The following is a 25,781-nucleotide window of genomic DNA, read 5'->3' as shown; positions in this document are numbered from 1 at the left end:
TATAACCCTGTTAGTCCGGATTTATAATCCCGGACTAACTTTTCAGGGGATTTGCAATCCCCGTATTCAAACCCTTAATCAATGTTATTTCCAGTAAAGCAATAATTACTCCCCTTATTGCAGTATTTCAATCACGCTATTTCTAATAGTAGCATTACCAAAATTTCCGGCCAGGTGCCCTGCATCGCTGTCTATCAGTACCAGTTTGGCATCGGGCAGCAGCTTTGAAAATTCAATGGCCGGGGTAGGGTTAACCATGTGATCTTGCTTAGATGAAATGATGATCATTTTGGCCTTAATGTGCGCTGCGGCTTCTTTCATTGAGCCATTATAGGGTTTACTAATATCGTGCGTTATTATAGCTGTAATTTGGTACCAGGTATCGTTCCAGTCGGGGTGCCCGCTGCCTTTCACACCATTAAACCATTTGGTAAAATCATCGTGCGATTTGGTTCTTACCCTTTCGGACGGTGATGTTAAAAATAGCTCCCACAGTAAATTGGCATTGCTTATTTTAGGGTTAACCTTGTAATCACCATGATTATATTCGGTATCTGTTTCAACAATATTCTTAAATGTGCTGTAAAGCATCAGGTCGAAACTGGTAGGTTGCGGACTGCCAACTATAGGCACCAAAGCATCCATAAAATCAGGATAACTCACCGCCCACTGGAAGGTTTGTATACCACCCATAGAAATGCCCGTAATGGCTTTAACATGGCTGACACCAAATTTTTGTGTAAGTAGCTGATGCTGGCTCTCTACCATGTCGGCAATATTAAAAACCGGGAACTGCATTCCATGCTGTTTTATGCTGTTTGATGGTGATGAGGATATGCCATTACCCAAAGCATCAACAATTATTAAACAATAGCGTGTAGTGTCAATTGCTTTCCAGGTATCCCCTCCGGCGTTATTGCTTGATGTGCCGCCAAACCAGGTTAGCAACAGTACAACATTACTTTTGGTACTGTTTAACTGGCCATACATGCGGTAACCAACCTTACAATCGGTAATAACACTGCCCGATTGTAGTTTCAGGTCGCCAATTGAAGCTATTTGCTGCCTGTCGGGGCGGCGTGTGTTTTGAGCCTGTGATATTGTAACGCCTGTAAATAAAAGCGCGATAGCAAAAAGGAAATTTTTCATGAAAAATAAATACTGTATGGTACGGATAATTGATTGGATAAATCTATATAAAAGAATAAGTTCATGCAAGCGTGGGTTTATTAAATTCAAATCGGCGATTACTCACCCCGACCAGCGAAGCGTAGTCGGGGTGAGTAACCGCGCGTTCTAACAAATTAATTATAATCTATCCCCCATCACCTTTATATTTGCACTGTGGAAAACAACAAGAAACTTGCATTAATAATTTTAGATGGCTGGGGTTACGGCCGTAACGATCAGTCGAACGCTATATTGGCGGCTCATACGCCATTTTTTGATTCGCTGATAGCAAACTATCCAAACTCAAAGCTGGAAGCATCAGGCATGGCCGTTGGTTTGCCGGATGGGCAAATGGGCAACTCGGAAGTAGGGCACATGAATTTGGGTGCCGGCCGTACCGTTTACCAGGAGCTTGGCCGCATTAACAAAGCGGTTGATGATAATGAGCTGATAACCAACCCGGTTTTAAAAGACGCGTTTGATTATGCTAAACAAAATAATAAAGATGTACATTTCATTGGTTTAGTATCTGATGGCGGCGTACACTCGCATATAAAACACTTAAAAGGATTATGTGACGCGGCAGTTACCTCCGGACTAAGTAATGTTTTTGTTCATGCTTTTTTAGATGGACGGGATACCGACCCAAAATCGGGTTTAGGTTTTATTACTGATTTGGAGGACCATATTGCCAACACTCCTGTTAAGCTGGCATCGGCTATCGGTCGGTATTATGCTATGGATCGCGACAACCGTTGGGAGCGTGTTAAACAAGCCTATGACGTAATGGTACACGGTACCGGCCAACCAACTAACAATATACAACAGGTTATTAAAGAGGCATACTTAAAGGATGTTACCGACGAGTTTATGCAGCCTATTGTTAAAACCAATAGCGCGGGGCAACCGCTTGCGGTTATAAAAGAGGGCGACGTAGTGATATGCTTTAATTTCCGTACTGATCGTGGTCGCGAAATTACCGTAGCGCTTACACAAAAGGCTTTCCCGGAATATAACCTGCAGCCGCTTAATCTGTATTATGTTACCATGACCACTTACGACGAAACATTTAAAAATGTTAAAGTTGTATTTACTAAAGAGGATCTTACAAAAACTTTGGGCGAGATTTTGCAGGATGCCGGCAAGAACCAGATCCGTATTGCCGAAACAGAAAAATACCCTCACGTTACCTTCTTCTTTTCGGGCGGACGCGAGAAAGAATTTATAAACGAAAAACGCCTGATGGTGCCATCGCCAAAAGTTGCAACCTATGATCTGCAGCCTGAAATGAGCGCCGAAGGTATACGCGATGCCATCATCCCCGAACTAAAAAGCGGCTGGCCCGATTTTATTGTACTAAACTTTGCCAACACCGATATGGTGGGGCATACAGGAGTTTTCAGCGCGGTTGTTAAAGCTGCCGAAACGGCCGACAGATGCTGTAAAGATGTGGTAGAAGCAGGCTTAGCCAATGGCTACTCCTTCATTATTTTAGCCGATCATGGCAACGCCGATTACATGATAAATAACGACGGAACGCCAAACACCGCGCATACCACCAACCTGGTACCTTGCATTGTTATTGATAAAGATGTTAAAGCGGTTAAAGATGGCAAGTTGGGTGATATTGCACCAACAGTACTTCATATTTTAGGTATTACAATTCCTGAAGAAATGGGTGGGAATGTATTGGTGTAGGAATCTTATAAAGCAAATTAAAGAAACCCTCTTTACGGTTTGCCGAAGAGAGGGTGGTCGGGCGAAGCAAAGACCGGGTGAGTGGATTAATAATGCACCAATAGCGTTATTGCATTGGCGAACGTTTACTCACCCAGACATCGCTATGCTTGTCGACCCTCTCTTCCGCAAGCGGGAAAGAGGGTTAAAAATTCTCTTTTATTTATTTGCAATATCTTTTACATATCTTCTCCCATCATGCAAACCAGATACGGAAAAAAGCGATGTTAAATTTTTCAATATAAAGGGTTACTTTCATGCTGATAGTTTGCGCCTTACTAAGCTAAATCATCTTACCAACAAAACCGTTACTCACAACGGTATTACCGAAACAAAGAAGGTACACATCAGCAACTGGGGACTTGAGTTAAGCTCATTCAGCGAATCAGACATTAACAAACCTGCGTGGCGGGATAGTTACAATATTCAAACCAACGGCGCCTCCATCATTTACCGTGCAAAGACTATCGATCTTAAAACGCAGTTGATAGTTATTAATAAACAGGCCGATAAAGTTAAATGGATATTGATCTATAACCGTACTGAAAACATACTGTATCAAACCAACGAAAAACTAAGCTATTTCCCTGATTCACTTTATATCATACAAAAATATCAGAAAGTACGTTTGCTGGGGGCCAATACGTATACGATAAAAGGCACCTTAAATTAATGGTGACCAACAGCCGTGGCCAATTTTTCTTTTGACAAGTCTATCAGCGAAGAAATATTAGATATATCACTGCGGTTTCCATCACTATCCAAAACCTTTTGCAGATCGGCAATAGATGCTTTCAAGGCGTCGATGCCTCTTCTTCTATCGTAAAATCGAGAGTTTGTTTGTAGTTTAAACGCGGCGTAGTCTTTATAAACAAGACCGCGATTTTGATAAAAAACCGTCAGTTTTGTATCGGCAGGATTAATGGATATGGCTTTGGTAAAATCTATAATCGCGCCCAATAAATATTTTTCCTTTTCGGCCGGCACCTGGCTATCCGTGCCTAAGTGATATTGCGCCCTCGCCCTGTAGTAATAAGCGTGAGCATCGGCAGGGGTAATAGCTATTTCTTTGGTAAAGGCGGTTATAGATTTAAGATAATTGTCGCTATGATAATAAGAATAACCTAACATCCATAAGGCGTTAGCATTGGTAGAGTCTATCATACATCCTTTTTCCAGCTGCGTTACCGCCGCTTTAAAATTTCCGTCAATATAAGCCTGTTTTCCTAATCTAACATAGGCATTTTGTGATGCTGCATGTTCAACAGAAGAGATAATCAGGAAAGATACTAAGACCGGTAACCTCATTAAAAACTTATTTTGTTAACAAATAGTACTTAGTTAACTCCTTTAATTATAAATTATTATGCATACCCGCCTATATATTAAAAAAAAGTCCCTCAATAAATTATGCAGGGCAAGGGTATGACTTTTTTTCATCTTTATCAATTTATTTAAAAAGATTTAATAAAAAGCAGGTAAATTTGTAAATAGCATGTAATCAAACTGATACAATGCTAAAGTAACTGTTGTGTCTGAATTACCTTATCTTGGCATAGCTCTTGAAATAGAGTATGCATTTAATAGTAACCGCTATTTTACCCGTGTTAATGCCCGCTTAATTTTTATAAGCTGACAACATGACGTTTTTTTATTGATATATAAAGTATTTGATGAGTTTTGACCCCTTTGATTTTAAAAATGTTTTGCCAGTGATAAATGAAGATTCTGAATTTTTCCCTCTGATGTCCTCAGAGGATGAGGAAGAAATGAATAACGAGCAGGTACCTGAGTTTTTACCTATACTGCCGTTGCGTAATACTGTGCTTTTTCCGGGCGTGGTTATTCCCATTACGGTTGGCAGAGACAAGTCCATCAAATTAATACGTGATGCCAATAAAGGTAGCCGCATGATAGGTGTAGTATCACAAAAAGATGTAGCTATTGAAGACCCAAGCTTTAGTCAGTTAAATACAATAGGCACTGTAGCTTTAATTATAAAAATGCTGCAAATGCCTGATGGTAATACAACCGTTATACTACAGGGTAAAAAACGCTTTTACTTAAAAGAAGAAGTACAAAGCGAGCCTTATATAAAAGCTACTATTGAGCCTTTTAAGGAGGTAAAAAGATCAAAAGAAGATAAAGAGTTTAAGGCCATGATATCCTCTATTAAGGATATGGCTATGAATATCATACAGCTTTCGCCAAATATCCCAAGCGAGGCCGGTATAGCTATCCGTAATATTGAAAGCACTTCGTTTTTGATGAATTTCATATCATCAAACATGAATGCCGATATGATGGCCAAACAAAAGCTGCTGGAAGTAACCAATCGCCGCGATATGGCTAACCTGGTTTTGGAGCATTTAACCATGGAGCTGCAATTACTTGAATTAAAGAACCAGATACAAACCCGGGTGCGTGTTGACCTTGATAAACAGCAGCGGGATTACTTTTTAAATCAGCAAATTAAAACTATACAGGAAGAATTGGGCGGAACATCGCCCGACCTGGAAATTGACAACCTGCGCCAGCGCGGCGCCAAAAAGAAATGGAACGTTGAGGTTAAAACGCATTTTGATAAAGAGGTTGAAAAGCTGGTACGCACCAACCCTGCCGCTGCTGATTATTCTGTACAAATAAACTACCTCGAGCTATTGCTTGACCTGCCCTGGAACGAATTTACTAAAGATAACTTCGACCTTAAACGCGCCCAAAAGGTGTTGGATAAGGACCACTTCGGTTTAGATAAGGTGAAGCACCGTATTATTGAATATTTGGCTGTATTAAAGCTAAAACACAACATGAAAGCGCCTATACTTTGTTTGGTTGGCCCTCCGGGAGTTGGTAAAACATCGTTGGGTAAATCAATTGCCAAAGCTTTAGGACGCAAATATGTGCGTATGGCTTTAGGCGGCATACGTGATGAGGCCGAGATTCGCGGCCACCGTAAAACCTATATTGGCGCTATGCCCGGGCGTATTATACAATCTGTTAAAAAAGCAGGTGCGGCTAATCCGGTATTTATTTTGGATGAAATAGATAAGGTGGGCAATGATTTCAGGGGCGACCCATCATCGGCTTTATTGGAAGTGTTGGATCCCGAACAAAACAGTACCTTTTATGACCATTATGTAGAGATGGATTTCGACCTTTCTAACGTAATGTTCATCGCGACAGCCAACTCATTAAGCAACATACAGCCGGCCTTGCTTGACCGCATGGAGATCATCGAAGTGAACGGTTATACCATCGAGGAAAAAGTTGAGATATCCAAACAGCACCTATTGCCAAAACAACGCGATGCACACGGCCTGAAATTAAAAGATATCACTATAAAACCTGATGTGATAGAGAAACTGATAGAAGATTATACCCGCGAGTCGGGCGTGCGTGGATTGGAGAAAAAGATAGGCTCGGTAGTGCGCGGTATTGCAAAAAAAATAGCACTGGAAGAGACCTACAACGCTATAGTAAGCAAAAAGGATGTTGAAACCATATTAGGTGCACCCATATTTGACAAGGACCTATACGAAGGCAACGACGTAGCCGGAGTAGTAACCGGCCTTGCCTGGACATCGGTAGGCGGCGACATATTGTTTATTGAAGCCAGCCTAAGCCCAGGTAAAGGGCATTTAACTTTAACAGGTAGTTTAGGTGATGTAATGAAAGAATCGGCAACTATAGCGTTAGCCTACTTACGCGCGCACGCCGGCTATTTCAATATCCACCCGAAACTGTTTGAACAGTGGGACGTGCATGTACACGTTCCGGCAGGTGCTACACCTAAGGATGGCCCATCGGCAGGTATTACCATGTTAACCGCGTTAACTTCTGCATTTACACAGCGCAAAGTTAAACCACATTTAGCTATGACAGGCGAAATTACTTTGCGGGGCCGTGTATTACCGGTAGGTGGTTTAAAAGAAAAAATACTGGCTGCCAAACGCGCCAATATTAAAGAGATCATTCTATGCAAATCAAATAAAAAAGATATTTTGGAGATAAAGGAAAGCTATATCAGAGATTTGCAGTTTCATTATGTAACCAGTATGCGCGAAGTTATTAACCTGGCGCTGTTGGATGAAAAAGTTAATGAGCCGCTTGACTTAACAGTTAAAACAGATATTAAAGCAAATAATTAATTAAAATATTTTTTCCATTTATTATATCACATAGCGGCTACTAACGAATGAACCGAAAATTATTTTTAGTACTGCTTTTTGTCATTACAACAACCTGCGCCTTCGCGCAAACACAACGTAATGAGTTTGGCATCCAAACGGATAATGATTCGTACCTGGCACGTGGCGGTGATAATTATTATACCGATGGCATATTTTTGTACTACCGCCATGCTTTAAAAGTTAAAGATAATGATAGCACCCATCTTCAGAATAAAATATTCGGGTTGGAGATGGGCCAAAAAATATTTAACCCCCAAACCGGCATGATACTCGCTGCTAAGTATGTAGACCGGCCATTTGCCGGTTACCTCTATGTAGGCTCTACCCTAAATTTACTTTATAAAAACGAAAGCAACCTAAAGTTAGGCGCGCAATTAGGCGTTGTTGGCCCGGCATCGGGCGGGCAAACTGCGCAAGAGTTTGTTCACAATGCTTTTGGTTTTTATCATATAAGTGGTTGGCAGTATCAAATAAAAAACGACTTAGAACTCAATCTCTCTGCCGAATATAATAAATTGGTAGCAAGGGGCGCATTGGTGGATATGTCTGTAAGTGCCTATGGCAATTTAGGTACCGGTTTTACGGGTGCAGGCGTGGGTCCGTTGTTTAGGTTTGGTAATTTTAATCAATTATTTAATTCGGCCAGCACACAAAGCACCGCTATTGCAGCCAAGCGTATTACCCCATTACATCGGCACGAATTTTTCTTTTATTATAAGCCCCAGCTTAACTATGTAGGTTATGATGCAACCGTGCAGGGTGGTTTATTTGAAAAACATAACCAACCGGGTAGCGAAGAGGTAGTAGGCGTACCAGAGCCGCTAATGTTTAGTAATGAATTAGGTTTAACTTATACCACCGATCGTTGGGTGTTGGATTTTTCGGCCATATTTCATTCGCGCGATACAAAACTGATGATTTATACCCATCAATGGGGTTCGATGACTGCTATCTACCGTTTTTAATTAGATCTCGAAATTTCTTTTCCGGCCTTCTTTCTTAACCGACTGTATTTTTTTATTATCCAGGCGCTCGGCTTTCGCTTTTTTGCTGGGTTTGGTAGACTTGCGTATTTTGGGTACCTGTAATGAGCGGATTAATAAACCCACCAATCGCTCCAAAGCTTTTTCTTTGTTTAGATATTGGCTGCGTTCTTCATCACAAATTACCTGCACATAGCCATCTTTGTTAAAACGGGATTGTAGTTTTTGGTTAAGCAACTGTTTCTCCTCCTCACTAAACAAAGCCGAATCATTAACAGAAAACAACAGCTCTACTTTGCTTGATACCTTATTTACGTTTTGCCCGCCCTTACCCCCACTGCGTGATGTTTTGTAAAAGGTTTCTTTTTGTAATTCGGTCTTAGAAAAATTCATGGTCAAAGTTAGTTATTAGTTAATTAAGTTGGATTGAGTGAATGGTTTGAGTTTGGCTAAAGCCTTATTAAATGGCTTTTCTATCCGTTGGCTGAGGAACAGATAAGGGCTAAAGCCCGCGCTGCCTATTTATTCAATCTGTTGCTAATAGTTGTGTATTTGTCAACAAAATCAACTACTCACCTAATCAACCACTCACAATTTTTTATAACTTTGTTATACATGAGCAGTAATATTGTAGTAGCTATTGATGGTTATTCATCGTGCGGAAAAAGCACTTTAGCTAAGGCCCTGGCAAAAAAACTTCATTTTATCTATGTAGACAGCGGGGCAATGTACCGCGCTGTGGCATTGTACTTTTTACGCAATAATATTGATATGAGCGATCATGTTCAAATTGCCGAAGCTTTAAAAAACATTCACCTCAACTTTCACTCGCGCGATTATCAGACACACATTACGCTAAATGACGAGGAAGTATCAGAAGAAATCCGTCAGATGCCTGTGTCAGACAAGGTAAGTGCCGTGGCTGCAATCCACGAAGTACGTGCAGAAATGGTGTGCCAACAGCAGCGCATGGGCAAATCAAAAAATATTGTGATGGATGGCCGCGATATTGGCACTGTAGTTTTCCCGCATGCACAGATAAAACTATTTATGACAGCCGACCCTAAAATACGTGCAGAAAGGCGGTATAAAGAGCTTTTGCCAACCAACCCTACCATCACCCTTGAAGAAGTATTTGAAAACCTTGCCCACCGTGATTATGCCGATACTACCCGCAAAGAAAGTCCCCTAACACGCGCGGATGATGCTATTATATTAGATAATACAGATTTGACACCTGTTGAACAATTGCAATTTGCGCTGGATAGGGTTGAGCCGTTACTTGTCTGAAAACTATTTATTGATTTTTAGGATTTAAAAGATTGCGGGCCGCCTTAGACAAGCGAAACTTACTATATACACGATACAATCATTATAATCGTATTAATCTATCGAATCGTGTTCGGACAGCCTCACCGTAGGCACCCCAAACTTATTTAAAAAATCAACCCCTTCATCGCTGGCTATGCCTTTGTATTGGGCGTATGATTTATTAAAAAAAACTTGTTTAATACCGGCAGAGAATATTAACCGTGCACAGGCTATACACGGAGACAATGTTGTATACAACGTAGCACCTTCCAGCTTGGCACCGCTTTTAACGGCGTATAGTATGGCGTTCTCTTCGGCATGCAAAGCAAGCGAGCAACTGCCCTTCGAGTCGCGCGCACAACCAACATCCGGCCACTCTTCATCACAGTTATGCGTGCCTGCAGGCGGGCCGTTATAGCCTATGGATATAATACGCGTATCGCGTGTTAAAACCGCACCAACATGAGCCTTTACGCAATGCGAGCGCAGAGCCAGGTCGGTAGCCAGTTTCATAAAGATGGTATCGAAAGATGGTTTCATAGTTGTCATTCGTCATTGTGTCATTAGTCATTAGTAACAGTAAATTATAAAAATCTAACAATTACTAATGACCAGTGACTAATGACTAAAAATTAGTGCCCGCCGCTTTTTTCAAGTTGCACATGGTCTATGTTGATGCCTTGCTTGATTAGCTCGACACGCACTTTCCACGCGAAGAATACAATGTAGGCAAAGCCAATAACCGGAACGAGGTATGATTGATGTATACCAATAGTATCGGCCATAAAGCCTTGTACCGGCGGTATAATTGAACCACCTAATATCATCATAATTAAAAATGCCGAACCTTGCCCTGTATACTTACCTAAACCTGTGATAGATAAAGAGAAGATTGACGGCCACATAATAGAGCAGCATAAACCACCGCTAATAAAAGAGAATACGGCTACCATACCGGTTGAAAATAAACCTATCAGCATAAATATTACGCCCAGTATACCAAAAGTAACCAGGGTGCGCACCGGTTTTTGCTGGCCGATGAAAAATGCTACAACCAATATTGAAATACTTATTGAATAAACAAACAGCGTACTAACATCGGCTACTGTTGACCGGTTTACCAGTAATACTATACCAAATGCCACAAAAGGAACTACAACAGTTAAAATATTTTTTGTCATTTTTGACAAGTTGAACGCACCTATAGCACCTGTAAACCTACCTATCATTAAGCTACCCCAATAAAGCGAAATATAAGGTGCTATTTCTGAATCTTTAAAACCACCAAACAACGGAGTTTTAAGTAAAGCGCCCATATTACTTTGTATAGTAACCTCTGTACCTACGTAAGTAAATATGGCTATCATACCTAAAATTAACTGCGGATATTGCATAGCGCCCCAGCCTTCGCTTTTTTTCTGTGCCGATAATAGCGAACTTATTAAGGTTAAAATGATAAGTGCTAATGCCGAATAAATGAAAACTGATTTTGGTATACCTGTCATGCTCACCAAAGGATCAGCAGCCAGGATAATTAAAAATCCAATACACATAATAATAATTGGCAGCCCCGGTCTTTTACTGTTCTCGAATTTCTCGTCGCTGGTAACTACCGGTAATTTTGATAGCCAGAAAAATAATGCTACGGCTAATAACAAGCCTGCAAATATGTAATACAAATTATCAATAGATGATATTTTAACATCGGCAGGCGCGATATGGCTGCTTGCCGACCCAAATAGCACAATACTGATAACAGCAGGGCCCAATAAGGCGCCAATATTATTTATACTGCCTGCAAAATTTAAACGGTTAGAGCCGGTTTCTGACGGGCCCAACGCAACCACAAACGGATTTGCCGAGGTTTGTTGTAAGGAGAAACCAACGGTAATAACAAATATGGCCGACAAAACAAGCGCGTACGAACCAGCGGCAACAGCAGGTATCATTAACAACGCACCACATGCTGATACAACCAAGCCCATGATTATACCATTTTTGTAGCCCAATTTATTTAAAATATCGGTCTTGCTTATCTGCGAAGCAAAGTACAATATTAATGAGCCGATAAAATATCCGCCATAAAAAGTAAAATCAATTAACTGCGACTCGAACTGGGTTAAATGAAAGTGAGTTTTGCAAAAAGGTATAAATATACCGTTTGAAGCGGCTAAAAAGCCCCAGAAAAAAAATACGGTAACCAGCGTATATAGTGCCGAACCATAATTTTTTGTTTGTTTTTGTTCCATTTTTATTTTAGGTTGATGAATTTGGTTTTAAAGTACTAACATAATCCATTTTTTATAATTTTCATTATACTATTTAAATTAATAGAGACACAACATTAAGTTTCTTTATTTAAGAGATAAAAATCGCATATTCGCATTCTTTAAAACTGACTCAAGGCTATATTAATGATAGAAGCTGTTATTTCGGGCATAGGAATTGGGATTGTGCTAACGTTTTTAACAGGCCCTGTATTTTTTGCTTTAATTAAAACCAGCATAGAAAGGGGCTTCCACGCGGGCGTTTTCCTGGCGTTGGGTGTGGTAAGTAGTGACGTTGTATTTGTAGGTACCATACTTTTTGGTTCGCAATTATTTGAGGTATCAGCCCAAACAAAAACCATTGCCGGCGTTGTAGGCAGTATTATATTATTTGTAGTGGGCATCCGCTATATTTTCAAGAAGGCCAAAGTAAATTACACTAATGTAGCCCCTACCGGCCTTAAACGCACCGGGTATTTTTTAAAGGGATTTTTGCTGTGCATTTTTAATCCTGCTATTTTATTCCATTGGATAACTGTTATTGGTACCGCAAGTACCATTTACCATAATGGCGTGCACCACCGCGCATTTAAAATTGCCATTATGTTTTTAACTATATTAATTGTGCAATTTGGGCTGGATACCACCAAAGCATTTTATGCTAACAAACTGCGCGACAAGATATCCGAAAAGTTTGTACATCGCCTTAACGAAGTGGCCGGGATAGCTTTAATTATTGCATCATTAATATTGGTGGATAAGCTGGTTACGCATTACGTTTTTGCAGCGCCTGCGGGGTAGGGAGGTAAAAGGTAAAAGGTGAAAGGGGAAAGGTTTTTCTGGGAATAATACAAATAACAAAAGGCGAAATGTTAAACACCTTTCGCCTTTTACCTTTATTCCTTTTACCTCTAAGAATCCTTTTACCTCAATATTACATATAAGCCCGTTGGTTCTTACCTTCCATCCAGTTAACGAAAGCGCGGTTAACTACTTTATTACCGCCCGGGGTAGGGTAATCTCCGGAGAAATACCAATCGCCGGTATGGTCAGGGCAAGCTTTATGCAGGTTATCTAAAGTTTGATAGATCACTTCAACCTCGCAGTTTATCTCTTTTGGTGTAATGATCTTTGCTATACGGTCTGAGATCTGCTGATCTGTAAAAGGCTCATAAATAGCTTTTACGTAGTTTACCACCTCTTCTTTAGGCAAGGCGGCACTATCATTGCATTTTTTATAAACGTCGGCTATAACAGCTTCTTTTCCTTGTTCTTTTAGCAAGCTGATGGCTGCTTCAAAAGCAACAAACTCGCCCATACGCGACATATCAATGCCATAACAATCAGGATATCGAATTTGCGGGGCCGATGAAACCACTACAATTTTTTTAGGACCCAAACGATCCAGAATTTTCAATATACTTTGCTTAAGCGTTGTACCCCTAACAATAGAATCATCCAGTACAACAAGCGTATCTGCGCCATTTTTTATAAGGCCATAAGTAGTATCATATACATGCGCTACCATTTCGCTGCGGTCGGCGTCCTGGGTTATAAAGGTGCGCAGCTTAACATCCTTAATGGCTATTTTTTCAACACGTGGCGCAAGACATAATACCTCGGTTAACTCTTCTTCGCTTATTTTATCCTCGCGGTTAAGCAGTCTGTCGCGCTGGTATTTTTTAATGTACTTATGTACCCCTTCTACCATGCCATAAAAGGCAACTTCGGCAGTGTTTGGTATGTAAGAGAATACGGTATTTTTTATATCATTATCAACCGCGTTTAATATTTGCGGGCAAAGCAGCCTGCCTAATTGTTTACGCTCGCGATAGATAGACGCGTCGCTCCCCCTCGAAAAATAGATACGCTCAAAAGAGCATGCTTTCTTTTCCAACGGCTCGCTAAACATATCCTCGGTTATCTTGCCATTCTTTTTTACAATTAAAGCATGGCCGGGGCGTATTTCTTTAATATCATCAATAGGGATATTAAAAGCAGTTTGTATAGCAGGACGCTCTGAAGCAGCCACTACAATTTCATCGTTATAATAATAATAAGCAGGGCGTATACCAACCGGGTCGCGCATTACAAACGCGTCACCGTGGCCCAACATACCAGCAATGGTATAACCACCATCCCAGTTCCTGGCAGATTTACGCAGAATTTTAGCTACATCCATATCATTGGCTATCAGCTTGCTTATCTCTACGTTATCGTCTAATCCCTCACGTTTGTATTGGTCAAATAGGCCCTGGTTCTCGGTATCAATAAAATGACCCATTTTTTCAAGCACTGTAATGGTATCGGCTTTTTCTTTTGGATGCTGGCCCAGGTCATATAGCTGTTGTAACAGCTCATCAACATTGGTCATGTTAAAGTTACCTGCAATAACCAGGTTACGTGTCATCCAGTTGTTTTGCCTTAAAAACGGGTGGCAGCTTTCAATACTGTTTTTGCCATGCGTACCATAACGTAAATGACCCAATAAAACTTCGCCGGTAAAACTAACGTTTTCTTTGAGCCATTCTGCATCAGCCATTCTTTCGGGCGTCTCCTTCTGTATGTCAGCAAATTTTTTCTGAATATATTCAAATATATCAGCCACCGCATTTGATGCCATGGATCGGTGCCTGCTTATGTATCGCTTACCCGGGGCAATATCCAATTTAATAGTAGCAACTCCAGCGCCATCCTGGCCCCGGTTGTGTTGTTTTTCCATTAAAAGATAAAGCTTGTTTAAGCCATACAGCGCAGTGCCGTATTTTTTCTGATAAAAAGATAGTGGCTTTAAAAGACGGATAAATGCCACACCGCATTCATGTTTAATCTGATCGCTCATGATTGATGATGAGCCGGCAAAGTTATAATTTTATTATAAAGTATAACTAAATGAATTGTCATTAATTCGTATTAAAAATTAATAATATCATAACCTATCCATTACATAAGCAAGCTAAAGATTTGACAACTTTTAAAAAGTTGTCAAATGTAATAAGTTAAAAAAGGCCGGCAAATTAGCCGGCCCTCAACTTTGGTTTATAAATTGGAAAAGTTGATTTTATAATCTTTCGCCGTGCTGGCTAATATCCAGACCAATTACCTCGTCTTCTTTCGAAACACGTAACGGTGATATCATATCGGTAATTTTAAGCAGCAGCAGTGAGCCAAAAAAAGCATAGATAGAAACTATGACCAAGGCAAATAACTGTACAAAAAACAAGTGATGCTCTCCGAAAAACAAGCCATTTCCGGTAGTATTGGCCGGATTGACGTTTTTATTGGCAAACACACCGGTAAGCAACATACCCACCATACCGCCAACACCGTGACAAGGAAATACGTCCAGCGTATCATCTATTGAAGTGCGGGTGCGCCACTCTACAACCAAATTACTTATTATGGCCGAAATAATACCTATTGCCAATGAATGCGGGATAGATACATAACCAGCCGCAGGTGTAATAGCAACTAACCCAACTACAGCACCTATACAAGTACCCATGGCTGACGGTTTACGACCCTTTAACATATCAAAAAATATCCAGGTTAAGCCGGCTGCTGCCGATGCGCTTGTACTGGTAGCTAAAGCTGTAACCGCTAATTGGTTTGCCCCAAATGCCGAGCCCGCGTTGAACCCAAACCAACCGAACCACAAAAGCCCCGTGCCTATTAACACATAGGTAATGCGGGCGGGCGCATGGCTGGGTTCGTTTCGCTTTTTTAAATATAGTGCCGATGCCAAAGCCGCCCATCCTGCCGACATATGCACTACCGTGCCCCCTGCAAAATCAAGCACACCTAATTTGGCCAATAAGCCATCGGGGTGCCAGGTACAATGTGCCAACGGCGAGAAAATAAATATGCTGAATAGGCATAAAAATATAATGTACGAGTTAAAGCGAATACGCTCTGCAAAAGCTCCTGTTATTAATGCCGGGGTTATAATAGCGAATTTTAACTGGTACATGGCAAATAATAGCAGAGGGATAGTTGGCGCCAGTTTCCAGGTCGAATCGCCAAGCATACCCTTCATCATAAAGTAAGTTGCGGGGTTGCCTATTATACCATGAAAACTATCGCCGAAGGCAAGGCTAAAACCAAATATGCCCCACATTACGGTGATGATAACCATACAAACCACACTTTGCAGCATAGTTGATATTACGTTTTTCTTATTTACCATACCGCCATAAAAAAACGCAAGGCCGGGGGTCATAATTAAAACCAGGGCTGTCGACATGAGCATCCAGGCAATATCGCCAGTGTTAAAATGTGATGTGCCCGTGTTTTTAAACTCGACGGAAGGGAAAATAAAGGTTAATACTAAAATGCAAAGGATAATAAAAAAAGGAAAATAGCGCTTCATGGAATTGTTTAAGAATAATTTAAAAAACGCCTGAAATTATGATTTAAATCATAATAAAATGAAATAAACGTTAATTTTTTATTAAAAAGATATACAACGATTCCTTTTATAAGAATTTGATGAGCCAATTAGGGAAAATACCTAACAATACCAGTATTATGGATATAATTACGGCAAAAACTAAGATATAAGCAGACTGCGCTATTGGTTCTGCGGTATTTTCTGTCCGTTTCAAAAATAAATTAAGCGGAATTTTAATGTAGTAAAATAAAGATACCACCGTAGTAAGCGCCCCGGTTATGGTTAATAACAGCAACCAGATATTATGATTTGCCTGGTAAACACTATAAACCGCAGAGAACACTAATAATTTCCCCGTAAAGCCGGCGGTTACCGGTAACCCGGTTAATGATATAAGTATAATTATAAAACATATAGATGCTGCAGGATATTTAAGGCCCAGGCCCTTGTAAGTATTTACATCTTCTGATCCGGTAATTTTTGTGAAATAGGTTACCAGCATCAGCGCGCCAATATTAGCTATAACATACACTGCCAGGTAATAAGCCAGGGCCGTAATACCTTGTGATGTAAAGGTAACTATCGCCATTAAAGCAAAACCTGTATGGCCTATGCTGGAGTAAGCCAGCATGCGCTTAACGTTGTTTTGCATTACAGCGGCAAAGTTGCCCGCTATCATGGTAATAATGCCGATAACCGACAGGTATAACCCAAAATCAAATGCTTTCCATTGCGGAGAGATTAAGAATGGTGTTAAAAAATTAAGCACCAATCCAAACGCGGCAATTTTTGGCACAGTAGACAGGAACGCGGTAATTGGCGTTGGCGCGCCTTCGTATACATCGGGTACCCAAAAATGCAGGGGTACAAATGATAATTTAAAGCCTATGCCAACCAATACTAATATCAACGCGAAAGTTGTGCCTGCTGCATTAACCTGTATAAGTCCTGCTACAAAGTTAGGGTCGAACAAACTCAACGTACCGGTAAAGCCGTAAAGTAATGATATACCATATAACATAATAGCCGATGCCGCCGCGCCGAATAGTACATATTTTAACCCGGCCTCGGTGCTAAAAGCATTTTCTGAACGATAAGCCACCAACAGATATGATGCTATGGATACCATCTCGATAGCCAAATAAACCGATAGCAGGTTTACCGCCATCGTCATTAAATGAAGGCCAAGTATCGCGGCTATACTTATAGAATAAAGGTCGGAAAGTTTTTTTGTATGCGATGCCAAAGGCTCGTCCCACGCGAAGTACAGTAACAACAAGAAAGCCGAGCTGTCAATAATGAGCCTAAAAATTAAAGATATATGATTCTGCAGCAACATATCGCTAAACAGAAATATATTATGGTCTCCAATTAGGTGCAGTTGTAAAATATCTTTAGATATTACCAATATAACACCCCCGCATGCTACAATGCGGCATAATTTTTCAGAGTTACGGCCAAACAGCAAGTCGGTAATTAATACTACAATAAACAACAAGGACAAGCATATTTCGGGACCGAAATAGTGCATATCGCCCAGTATCTGGGTTAATTGTCCTTGTATATAGGGTAGCAGATCGTGCATATTATTTATTTACATGTAAAAACTGCACCAGCGCCAATACCGAATCATTAATCTTATCAAAAACCAACGATGGCATTATGCCTAAAACTAACACTATTATCGCCAAAGGCAACAGGGTAATTATTTCACGAACATTCAGGTCGGCTAAAGCTGTTTTCCAAACCTCTCCTCCTTTTAATGATACCGACCCAAAGAACATGCGTTGCAGTGTCCATAAAAAATAGCAGGCACTTAGCAGTATACCAACTGCGCCGCAAACCGCCATCCAATAAGGTAGTAAGCCGTTAACCGATGCCGATTTAAAAGCACCTGTTAATGAGAATGCCTCGGCAATAAATGCAGAAAACCCCGGCAGGCCCAATGAAGCAAAGAAGGCTATCATTATAAATATGGTATATTTTGGCATCAGGGTACCCAATCCGCGAAAATGGCTGATATCCCTGTCATGCACCCTGTTATAAACTACCCCTGCCAGGAAGAACAGCATAGTTGATAAAAATCCATGGCTCACCATTTGTATTACCGCCCCGCTTAATCCCTCGGCAGTTTGCGAGGCTATGCCCAGCAATACAAACCCCATTTGCGATACAGACGAATAAGCGATAACCCGCTTCAGATCGCGCTGAGCCAACGCGTTTAACGCGCCATATATTATAGAGATAACACCCAGCAAGCCCAGCCAAAATGCACCGGATACGGCTACGTCGGGGAATATGCCTAAACATATCCTTATAATTCCGTAACCGCCTATTTTAAGCAAGATAGCCGCTAAAATGATAGATACCGGGGTAGGTGCCTCTACGTGCGCGTCGGGCAGCCAGGTATGCAATGGCACAACCGGAACCTTAATGGCAAAGGCGATAAATAGTATAATGAAGCCAAGCGTGCGTGCCTGTACACCAAATAAGGTATAATGGCTTAATGTTGAAAATATTGAATCATGCCCGTAATTAGCCGGGTTCATCATCTGCACCATATTAAAAGTATGGTTGCCGGTAGCCGGATCAATAACCGACAAGTACAAGCCTATCATCACCAGTAACATAAATACTGAACCGAACAGGGTATATAGGAAGAATTTTATAGCGGCGTACTCGCGCCGTGCCCCTCCCCACATACCTATCAGGAAGTATAATGGCAGTAGCATTAATTCGTAAAAAATATAGAACAGGAAAAAATCCAGCGAGCAAAATACGCCGAGTACTGCCATATCCAATATCAGGAAAAGCACGAAGAACCCTTTGAGGTTACTCTTAATTTCCCAGGATGCCAGCGCAGCAATAACCAATACCAATGATGTCATTACCAGCAGGGTGATGGATATACCGTCTATCCCCACAAAATAATCCATTTGCATATGGCCCATGCTGCCCAGGTTAAGGTTTATCCAGGGTAGTTTTTGAACAAATTGAAACTGACTCTCGGTAGCTATACCGCCAAAAGCCGCGCCCGTTTTAAAGTTGAGGTATAACCACACGCTCATACACAACTGCACCAATGTAGCCAGCAGTGTAATGTATTTAAAACTACCGCGCCAGTTGGAAGGCATCAATGCGATGATGAGTCCGAATAGCAGGGGGATAAATATGAGTATGGTTAGTAAGTTCATTCTTTGGTGAGATTTGAGATTTGAGACATGAGATATGAGATCCTGAATTGGCGTTTTGAAATTTCAGACATATCCAGATTAGCCGCTCTACACGATAACGATGTGGCAATTAATCTCAAATCTAATGTTTCAAATCTCATATCTAAATCACATCTAAATAGATAAATAAATAAGCAGGGCCAGTACAATTGCCAGCATGCTAAACAAATAATATTGAATTTTACCGCCTTGAAACCGGCGCACAAAATTACCGGTTAATTGCACGATAAAGGTAAGCAGGCGCGATATTCCGTCGATAACATTATAATCAAACCAGGCAGCTATTTTTGATATGGCTATGGTAATGGCTGACAGCAGGTGGATAAAACCGTCAATAACCTTACGATCAAACCATGACAGGGCCCTGCTTAAAGCCATTACCGCACGTACTACCACTTTATTGTATACTTTATCAATATACCATTCGTGGTACGACACATGGAACAATAAGCCGGTTTGCGGGAACACCAGCATTTTGCGCCCAGTGTAAACCGCCCATGCCCAATAGATCAAAAACAAGCTTAATATATTTACACCTACCGGTACAATAGTATGGTAAGGGTTTACCCGATCTATGTGGATAGAACTAAAACCGGTAAACACCCAGGCACGCTCATACAACACCGGGTTAAGCGAAAACAGTGGGAACAAACAAGCCACACCCAACAGCATTAACGGCACACGGTATTTCCACCCGCCATCGCTGATATGGTATTTTATATGTGGATGGAATTGCTCCAATTTAAACTCGCCAAAAAACACTTTTACTATCAGCCTCGCTACATAAAAAGCGGTTAGCCAGGTGGTGATGATAGCACCTATAGGTACTAATCTAAACCCGATGCTTTTACTGTCTGACCAATCAACAGCTTGTACTAAAATACCATCCTTTGATAAATAACCCGATGTAAGCGGCAAGCCTATCAGCGCCAGGCCGCCAATAACAGCGGCAATAAATGTAAACGGCAGTTTCTTGCGCAAGCCGCCCATGTATAAAATATTTTGCGGATCGATGTCCAGATCGTTATCTTCTTTGATGTGCTGCATTTGGTGGATAACAATACCCGCTACCAAAAACAACAAACATTTAAAAAACGCGTGCGTAACCAAATGAAACAGCGACGAAGCATAAGCCCCAATCCCCATAGCCATTACCATAAAGCCTAATTGCGATATGGTAGAATAAGCCAAAATGCGTTTCAAATCGTTTTGCGTTAGCGCGATGGTGGCGGCCATAAAAGCGGTAAAGCAGCCTATTATGGCTAATATATCCAGCTCTGTTGTGTTAAATATGGGATAGACCCTGCCTAATAAAAATACGCCCGCAGCTACCATTGTTGCCGCGTGAATTAACGCCGATACCGAAGTTGGCCCTTCCATAGCATCGGGCAGCCAGGTATGCAGCGGGAACTGTGCCGATTTGGCCGCAACCCCTAAGAATATACCACCGCAGGCTACATATTGCCAAATTGCAGGCAAACTACCAACCGGCGATACCCATAAACCATTGGTAATGGTTGATTGGCTAACTAGGCCGCCATCGCCAAAAAGTTGAGCGATATCAAAGGTGTGATACTGGGCAAACAAGATAATGATGGCAGTTAATAAACCCACATCACCAATACGGTTCATTAGGAAAGCTTTTTTATTGGCCTGCACCGCTTTTTCGCGGATGAACCAAAAACCTATCAATAAATAAGATGAAAAGCCTACCAGCTCCCAGAAAGCATAAAACAGCGCCATACTATCAATAACTACCAGCGCCAGCATGCTGAAACAAAAAAAGCTGAGGTAGATGAAGTAACGATCGTAATTATCGTCGTTTTTCATGTAGGCAATGGAGTATATATGCACGGGCAACGCAATTACCGTAACCAGCAACAATAGTATTGCCGACAGGTTATTCAACAAAATTCCGGCATATAACTGCGTAGCACCAATAGTGAACCAAAGCTGCTGCACATGCGCGGGGTGGCCGTTCCATGTTTTAGTAAAAATGGAAATGGATAAAACACAGCTTGCCAAAATAGCTATGGTAGCTATCCAGCCCGAAACCTTATTACGCTTACCGGGCAAACAGCAATTTACTATACAGGCAAACAGCGGCAATAATACTGCTGCTATTGCAAAGTAAATGGTTGATAGGTCCTGGTATGGTATGAGTGTTTTCAAATAGTTTAGCTCAATCTTTCAAGTTATTAATCCTTGCCGGATCAATGGTCCTGTATTTTTTATAAACGTTTAATATTATCGCTAAAGCTACCGCTGTTGTTGCCGCTGCAAGTATAATAGCAAACAGGGCAAAAATTTGCCCGCCGTTATTAATCTTATCAAACTTACCAAATGCTACCAGGTTTAAAATGGCGGCATTTAGCATTAGTTCAATGCCTATTAATATTTGTATAGCGTTATGTTTTGATACGATCATGTATAAACCTATACAAAACAGGGCTGCGCTCACTATTAAAAAATCGGTTAAAGTTATCATACCGCGCCACGCTCCTTTCTGGATAAATGGGCCGCACCTACCAAAGCCATCATCAACAGTATAGATATAGCTTCAAACGGTAATAAATATCTTGTCATTAAATTAATGCCGATGTTGTTTATCATTTCCTCGTTTGGCTTGATATCTGTATTTGTGCTGATGACCTGTTTTATCCAGCCTATATTACCGGCGTCAATTTTAGTTATCACATTCACCATCACCATAAAAAACAGCACTGCCAATAGTATTGCAGGCAATTTGTTCAAGCTGATGAATTTGCTTTTTTGCTGCTGTAATACATTCAGCGTTTCTTTGCCCGACAGCATAAAAGCGAACAATATCAGCACTAAAATCCCACCTACATAAATTACTATTTGGGTTATAGCTACAAAATCTGCCAGTGCCAAAACGTATAATCCTGCCAGCGCGAACAGCGTTATAAAAAACATAAAAATAGAGCGCACCAGGTTTTTTGTTGATGCCACAAATAACGCCGATCCCACCACTATAAAAGCCATCACATAAAAAAGCACCTGTGCTAAACTCATGCGCCGTCCCCCTTTTTATTCATGGCAGCCAATTTTGCTGCCTGCCTTTCGGCTATTTGATTTTCCAGTAGTTGCTTTTTTTCGGCAGCAACTTCGGGTGTCATATCAGAAAATTCGTAGTTAAGATCTTTTAATTCAAACACCGTCTTGTCATACTGATTGGTCATTACAATGCATTCGGTAGGGCAAACTATGGTACACAAGCCGCAGTACATACACTTGGCCATATCAATATCAAACTTGGCGGCATAAATACGTTTAGGCGAACCGTCTGATGTGTTCCCAATCAATTCAGTAGCTTTTATGGAATCGATGGTGATACAATCAACCGGGCAAATTTTAGCACAGAGATCGCATACAATACAGTCATCTATTTCTACATCCAGCTGGTAACGGCCAACCTCGGGCACCGGAAGTGACTGGTGCGGGTACTGGATAGTATTTGTACCCTCCATCCTTTTAAAATAATTATCATCAGTAACAGATATCACCTCCCGTTTCGCGTTTGAGGCAAAGAGGTGCCTTACGGTAAGGGATAGCCCTTTCCAGGTAGTTTTAAATCCGTTTATTGTTTTATTGATCACTGATTTTTATTATTTGATTTCACTGATTTTACCTGTATTGTTATTTTATTTTGATTTCACCGATTATTAATCTTTAATCTTCAATAACCAATCTTTATTCCTAATCTCCAATAACTAATCACTAACCTACATCAACCATATCCGCCATATACCTGATACCAGCATGCATATAAATGCCAATGGTGTTAATACTTTCCAGCATAAGTTCATTAATTGGTCTACGCGTAGTCTTGGTATGGTCCACCTAATCCACATTTGTATACCCACCAGCGTTAATGTTTTGGTGGCTATCCAAAATATGCCCCATGCTTTGTTTGTTGTCCAGTCGGCTAAATGCATGGCCCCCATGTTGGGCAGGGGCGTGTTCCATGCCCCTAAAAAAAGGATAACGCCCACCATCGATACGAGGAACATCATAGAGTATTCGGCTAAAAACACCAACCCGAAACGCAACCCGGTAAACTCTGTATGAAAGCCAGATACCAGCTCTGATTCTGCTTCGGGTATATCAAACGGCGCGCGGTTACTCTCGGCTAATGAGGCTATAAAATAGATCACAAAAGCAATGATCAAATGCGGCGCCCTGAATATGTTCCATGATAACAATCCTCCTGTTTTGGTTACATCCCAAAAACCTAAAAATTTTATTTTTTCGGCAGATAAGGTACCTTGCTGCATGGCTATATCCTGTAGGTTAAGTGTTTGCGCTATCATCACTACAGATATCAAGGCAAATCCGGCAGGTATCTCATAAGATATAATTTGCGCGGCCGACCGCATGGCACCCAATATAGAATATTTATTATTCGATCCCCAACCGGCCATTAATATGCCCAGCGTTTCGATAGATATAATGGCGAAAATATAGTAAAGCCCCAGGTTTATTTTTGACGGGATTAAACCCGGTGCCCATGGCAAAGCGGCAAAACCCATATACACGGCTATAAATATAATAGCCGGCGCCATCATAAATAATATTTTGTCGGCGGCTGTAGGGATTATCATTTCTTTTTGCAGCAGCTTTAGTATATCTGCAAGTGTTTGCAGCAGGCCAAATTTACCAGTTTCGGTAGGGCCCAGCCTATCTTGGATAAATGCGGAAACCTTGCGTTCGCCATACACTGCAAAAAGCGCAAATAAAGCCGAGAAGGCAAACAGCCCAATACTTACAAGAACATATGTAATATAAAAACTCAACCCCGTTTATTTTAGCTGCAAACTTAATAAATGGTTGTTAAATTATGGCAGATAGCGGGTATTAAGTTGGTTGACCTGGCAGAAAATGAAATAAGCGTTACCTAAACTCGGTGTTTCATGGGTTTGAGGCTTAACAGCCAAACTCCGTAACCGATACAAATTCTGACGTTACCGGTGCCGAGAAGAACCGTGAAGCATGCTGGTCAAAATCGGCGGTATCATCTGTAGTAGTATAAAATTTGCGGGTACCTGCTTTGCTTAATTTCTGCTCCAGCCCGGGGTGGCGATGCAGGTAATCAACCAGACTTTTGGCTACTATATCGCCTTGCGCTATCACCTTAATATTGGCGGGTAAATGCGCTTTTATTTTGTCCATCAGCAAAGGGTAATGGGTGCAGGCCAGGAGCAGCGTATCAATATTGGCAGATTGTGCCATTATTTGGTCAAGGTATTCCTTAATAAAATAATCTGATCCGGGTTTTTCGTATTCACCGCTTTCTACTAAGGGCACCCAAAGCGGGCAGGCTTGCTGGTATACTTTAAGATCGGGAAAAAATTTTTGTATCTCTATTAAATAAGATTCAGATTTCACGGTGCCTATAGTACCCAATACGCCAATTTCTTTTGTGGCAGAGTAATTGCCAATTACCTCGGCAGTGGGACGGATGACACCCAGTATCCTTTTAGCGGGATCCAAACCCTTCATATCTAACTGCTGAATATTGCGCAGCGCCTTAGCCGACGCGGTGTTACAGGCCAGTATAATTAACGGGCAGCCTTGCTTAAACAGCCATTGCACACACTCCCAGGTATATTGGTGGATGGTATTGAATGAGCGATTACCGTATGGCGCGCGACTATTATCGCCTAAATAAATATAATCATAGCCGGGCAACTGTTCGGCTATCGACCGAAAAACGGTAAGACCGCCTATTCCCGAATCAAAAATACCTATTGGCTGGTTGGACATTGTTAATGATTAGAGATTGGTTAATTAGAGATTAGGAATAAAGATTGGTTATTGAAGATTAAAAAGTAAAGAATCAGTGAAATCCCCTAATCAAAAAAATCAACGATCAAAAATAAAAAAAGCGCCCCATATACCGGGGCGCTTTGTAAATGTATTTATTAAAATATTATTTCAATCCTAATTTAGCTTTAACAGCCGGCATTAAATCATCAGCATCCGGTGATACCAATAGATCTGTTTGAGTTGAGTTTAATACATAAGCATAACCTTTTTCTTTAGCTACGGCAGTTACTGCTGCGCGTACTTTATCAATTAAAGGCTTACTTAATTCATTAGTTTTAGCGTCTACCTGTTGTTGCGCATTTGATTGCTGCTCCTGGAATCTTTTGCCCAGATCGGTTAATTCAGCTTGTTTTAATGATTTAACAGCATCTGTCATTGTTGCTTGTTTAGACTGGTAGTCGTTAAGCTTATTTTGATATTCAGTATTAAGCGTACCCAATTGATCAGACCATGTTTTTTGGTATGCGGCAAGCTGAGTTTTTACTGTAGCAAGCTCTGGCAGTAAACCTACAACCTGATCAAATGCAATATGCCCAATTTTTGTTTGTGCTTTGGCAAAGTTGCCCATAAGTAATATCATGCATCCTGCAATCAAAGCAACTTTAAATAGTTTTTTCATTGTTTTTGTTCTGTGTTTAATAATTAGTGCG

At 40.9% G+C, this 25,781-nt stretch carries 22 protein-coding genes; 6 read left to right on the top strand and 16 right to left on the bottom strand.

Translation table 11 applies throughout. The features are described 5' to 3' along the window. Nucleotides 1-114: 114 nt before the first annotated feature. Nucleotides 115-1,149 carry an alpha/beta fold hydrolase gene (locus tag JWP71_RS11100; RefSeq protein WP_299499769.1) on the bottom strand — a complete coding sequence of 345 codons (1,035 nt, stop codon included), beginning with the start codon at nucleotides 1,147-1,149 and terminating at the stop codon, nucleotides 115-117. A 195-nt stretch (nucleotides 1,150-1,344) separates the two neighbouring features. On the opposite strand from JWP71_RS11100, the gene gpmI reads away from it, so the two are divergent. Beyond that, entirely contained in the window at nucleotides 1,345-2,868 is a 1,524-nt protein-coding gene (gene gpmI / locus JWP71_RS11095; RefSeq protein ID WP_299499767.1) for a 2,3-bisphosphoglycerate-independent phosphoglycerate mutase, read from the top strand. Between the two features lie 307 nt (nucleotides 2,869-3,175). After that, nucleotides 3,176-3,580, top strand: coding sequence for a hypothetical protein (locus JWP71_RS11090; RefSeq protein WP_299499765.1), 405 nt, complete (start codon nucleotides 3,176-3,178; stop codon nucleotides 3,578-3,580). On the opposite strand, the gene JWP71_RS11085 is transcribed toward JWP71_RS11090, so the two are convergent. Next, nucleotides 3,577-4,215, bottom strand: a complete 639-nt coding sequence (locus JWP71_RS11085) for a hypothetical protein (RefSeq protein ID WP_299499763.1) — start codon at nucleotides 4,213-4,215, stop codon at nucleotides 3,577-3,579. The genes JWP71_RS11090 and JWP71_RS11085 overlap by 4 nt on opposite strands. A 362-nt stretch (nucleotides 4,216-4,577) precedes the next feature. On the opposite strand from JWP71_RS11085, the gene lon reads away from it, so the two are divergent. Next, on the top strand, nucleotides 4,578-7,055 hold the full coding sequence (lon, locus tag JWP71_RS11080) for an endopeptidase La (RefSeq protein ID WP_299499761.1): 2,478 nt from the start codon (nucleotides 4,578-4,580) through the stop codon (nucleotides 7,053-7,055). Nucleotides 7,056-7,102: 47 nt separating this feature from the next. Then, nucleotides 7,103-8,062, top strand: coding sequence for a lipid A deacylase LpxR family protein (locus JWP71_RS11075; protein ID WP_299499759.1), 960 nt, complete (start codon nucleotides 7,103-7,105; stop codon nucleotides 8,060-8,062). On the opposite strand, the gene arfB is transcribed toward JWP71_RS11075, so the two are convergent. Further along, the gene (gene arfB, locus JWP71_RS11070) at nucleotides 8,063-8,473 is read right to left on the bottom strand and encodes an alternative ribosome rescue aminoacyl-tRNA hydrolase ArfB (RefSeq protein ID WP_299499757.1); all 411 of its coding nucleotides are present in this window, start codon (nucleotides 8,471-8,473) and stop codon (nucleotides 8,063-8,065) included. Nucleotides 8,474-8,695: 222 nt separating this feature from the next. On the opposite strand from arfB, the gene cmk reads away from it, so the two are divergent. Then, nucleotides 8,696-9,370: a (d)CMP kinase gene (cmk, locus tag JWP71_RS11065; RefSeq protein ID WP_299499755.1), complete on the top strand. Its 675-nt coding sequence runs from the start codon at nucleotides 8,696-8,698 to the stop codon at nucleotides 9,368-9,370. A gap of 93 nt (nucleotides 9,371-9,463) precedes the next feature. Here the strand turns inward: cmk and JWP71_RS11060 are convergent, their stop codons facing one another. Together JWP71_RS11060 and JWP71_RS11055 are read right to left on the bottom strand one after the other, a co-directional pair. Beyond that, nucleotides 9,464-9,931 carry a dCMP deaminase family protein gene (locus tag JWP71_RS11060; RefSeq protein WP_299499753.1) on the bottom strand — a complete coding sequence of 156 codons (468 nt, stop codon included), beginning with the start codon at nucleotides 9,929-9,931 and terminating at the stop codon, nucleotides 9,464-9,466. Between the two features lie 92 nt (nucleotides 9,932-10,023). Continuing rightward, nucleotides 10,024-11,640 (bottom strand): MFS transporter, encoded by a 1,617-nt coding sequence (locus JWP71_RS11055; RefSeq protein ID WP_299499752.1) that lies wholly within the window; start codon nucleotides 11,638-11,640, stop codon nucleotides 10,024-10,026. Nucleotides 11,641-11,805: 165 nt separating this feature from the next. On the opposite strand from JWP71_RS11055, the gene JWP71_RS11050 reads away from it, so the two are divergent. After that, nucleotides 11,806-12,459 (top strand): LysE family transporter, encoded by a 654-nt coding sequence (locus tag JWP71_RS11050; protein ID WP_299499750.1) that lies wholly within the window; start codon nucleotides 11,806-11,808, stop codon nucleotides 12,457-12,459. A 133-nt stretch (nucleotides 12,460-12,592) separates the two neighbouring features. Here JWP71_RS11050 and JWP71_RS11045 read toward each other — a convergent pair whose 3' ends face one another. The 11 genes from JWP71_RS11045 to JWP71_RS10995 all read right to left on the bottom strand — a co-directional run bounded on the left by JWP71_RS11045 (nucleotide 12,593) and on the right by JWP71_RS10995 (nucleotide 25,750). Then, a complete protein-coding gene (locus tag JWP71_RS11045) occupies nucleotides 12,593-14,500 on the bottom strand; it encodes a class II glutamine amidotransferase (protein WP_299499748.1) in 1,908 nt (635 codons plus the stop codon). A 219-nt stretch (nucleotides 14,501-14,719) separates the two neighbouring features. Beyond that, nucleotides 14,720-16,027, bottom strand: coding sequence for an ammonium transporter (locus JWP71_RS11040; protein WP_299499745.1), 1,308 nt, complete (start codon nucleotides 16,025-16,027; stop codon nucleotides 14,720-14,722). 106 nt (nucleotides 16,028-16,133) lie between these two features. Continuing rightward, nucleotides 16,134-17,633 (bottom strand): NADH-quinone oxidoreductase subunit N, encoded by a 1,500-nt coding sequence (locus tag JWP71_RS11035; RefSeq protein WP_299499742.1) that lies wholly within the window; start codon nucleotides 17,631-17,633, stop codon nucleotides 16,134-16,136. Between the two features lies 1 nt (nucleotide 17,634). Further along, nucleotides 17,635-19,242 (bottom strand): NADH-quinone oxidoreductase subunit M, encoded by a 1,608-nt coding sequence (locus tag JWP71_RS11030; RefSeq protein ID WP_299499740.1) that lies wholly within the window; start codon nucleotides 19,240-19,242, stop codon nucleotides 17,635-17,637. Between the two features lie 153 nt (nucleotides 19,243-19,395). Beyond that, a complete protein-coding gene (locus tag JWP71_RS11025) occupies nucleotides 19,396-21,453 on the bottom strand; it encodes an NADH-quinone oxidoreductase subunit L (protein ID WP_299499737.1) in 2,058 nt (685 codons plus the stop codon). Nucleotides 21,454-21,463: 10 nt separating this feature from the next. Next, nucleotides 21,464-21,769 carry an NADH-quinone oxidoreductase subunit NuoK gene (nuoK, locus tag JWP71_RS11020; RefSeq protein ID WP_299499734.1) on the bottom strand — a complete coding sequence of 102 codons (306 nt, stop codon included), beginning with the start codon at nucleotides 21,767-21,769 and terminating at the stop codon, nucleotides 21,464-21,466. Next, nucleotides 21,766-22,317 carry an NADH-quinone oxidoreductase subunit J gene (locus JWP71_RS11015; RefSeq protein ID WP_299499731.1) on the bottom strand — a complete coding sequence of 184 codons (552 nt, stop codon included), beginning with the start codon at nucleotides 22,315-22,317 and terminating at the stop codon, nucleotides 21,766-21,768. The genes nuoK and JWP71_RS11015 overlap by 4 nt, the downstream gene beginning before the upstream one ends. Beyond that, nucleotides 22,314-22,901, bottom strand: a complete 588-nt coding sequence (locus JWP71_RS11010; protein WP_299499730.1) for an NADH-quinone oxidoreductase subunit I — start codon at nucleotides 22,899-22,901, stop codon at nucleotides 22,314-22,316. The genes JWP71_RS11015 and JWP71_RS11010 overlap by 4 nt, the downstream gene beginning before the upstream one ends. A gap of 126 nt (nucleotides 22,902-23,027) precedes the next feature. Continuing rightward, nucleotides 23,028-24,098 carry an NADH-quinone oxidoreductase subunit NuoH gene (gene nuoH, locus JWP71_RS11005; RefSeq protein WP_299499728.1) on the bottom strand — a complete coding sequence of 357 codons (1,071 nt, stop codon included), beginning with the start codon at nucleotides 24,096-24,098 and terminating at the stop codon, nucleotides 23,028-23,030. A gap of 130 nt (nucleotides 24,099-24,228) precedes the next feature. Beyond that, nucleotides 24,229-25,068 carry a glutamate racemase gene (gene murI, locus JWP71_RS11000; RefSeq protein ID WP_299499726.1) on the bottom strand — a complete coding sequence of 280 codons (840 nt, stop codon included), beginning with the start codon at nucleotides 25,066-25,068 and terminating at the stop codon, nucleotides 24,229-24,231. Between the two features lie 166 nt (nucleotides 25,069-25,234). Beyond that, nucleotides 25,235-25,750 carry an OmpH family outer membrane protein gene (locus JWP71_RS10995; protein WP_299499724.1) on the bottom strand — a complete coding sequence of 172 codons (516 nt, stop codon included), beginning with the start codon at nucleotides 25,748-25,750 and terminating at the stop codon, nucleotides 25,235-25,237. Nucleotides 25,751-25,781 lie beyond the last annotated feature (31 nt).

Source organism: Mucilaginibacter sp. (genome assembly GCF_028287845.1).
In the GTDB taxonomy this organism is placed as follows: Bacteria; Bacteroidota; Bacteroidia; order Sphingobacteriales; family Sphingobacteriaceae; genus Mucilaginibacter.
This window is presented reverse-complemented; position numbering and strand designations above follow the sequence as displayed.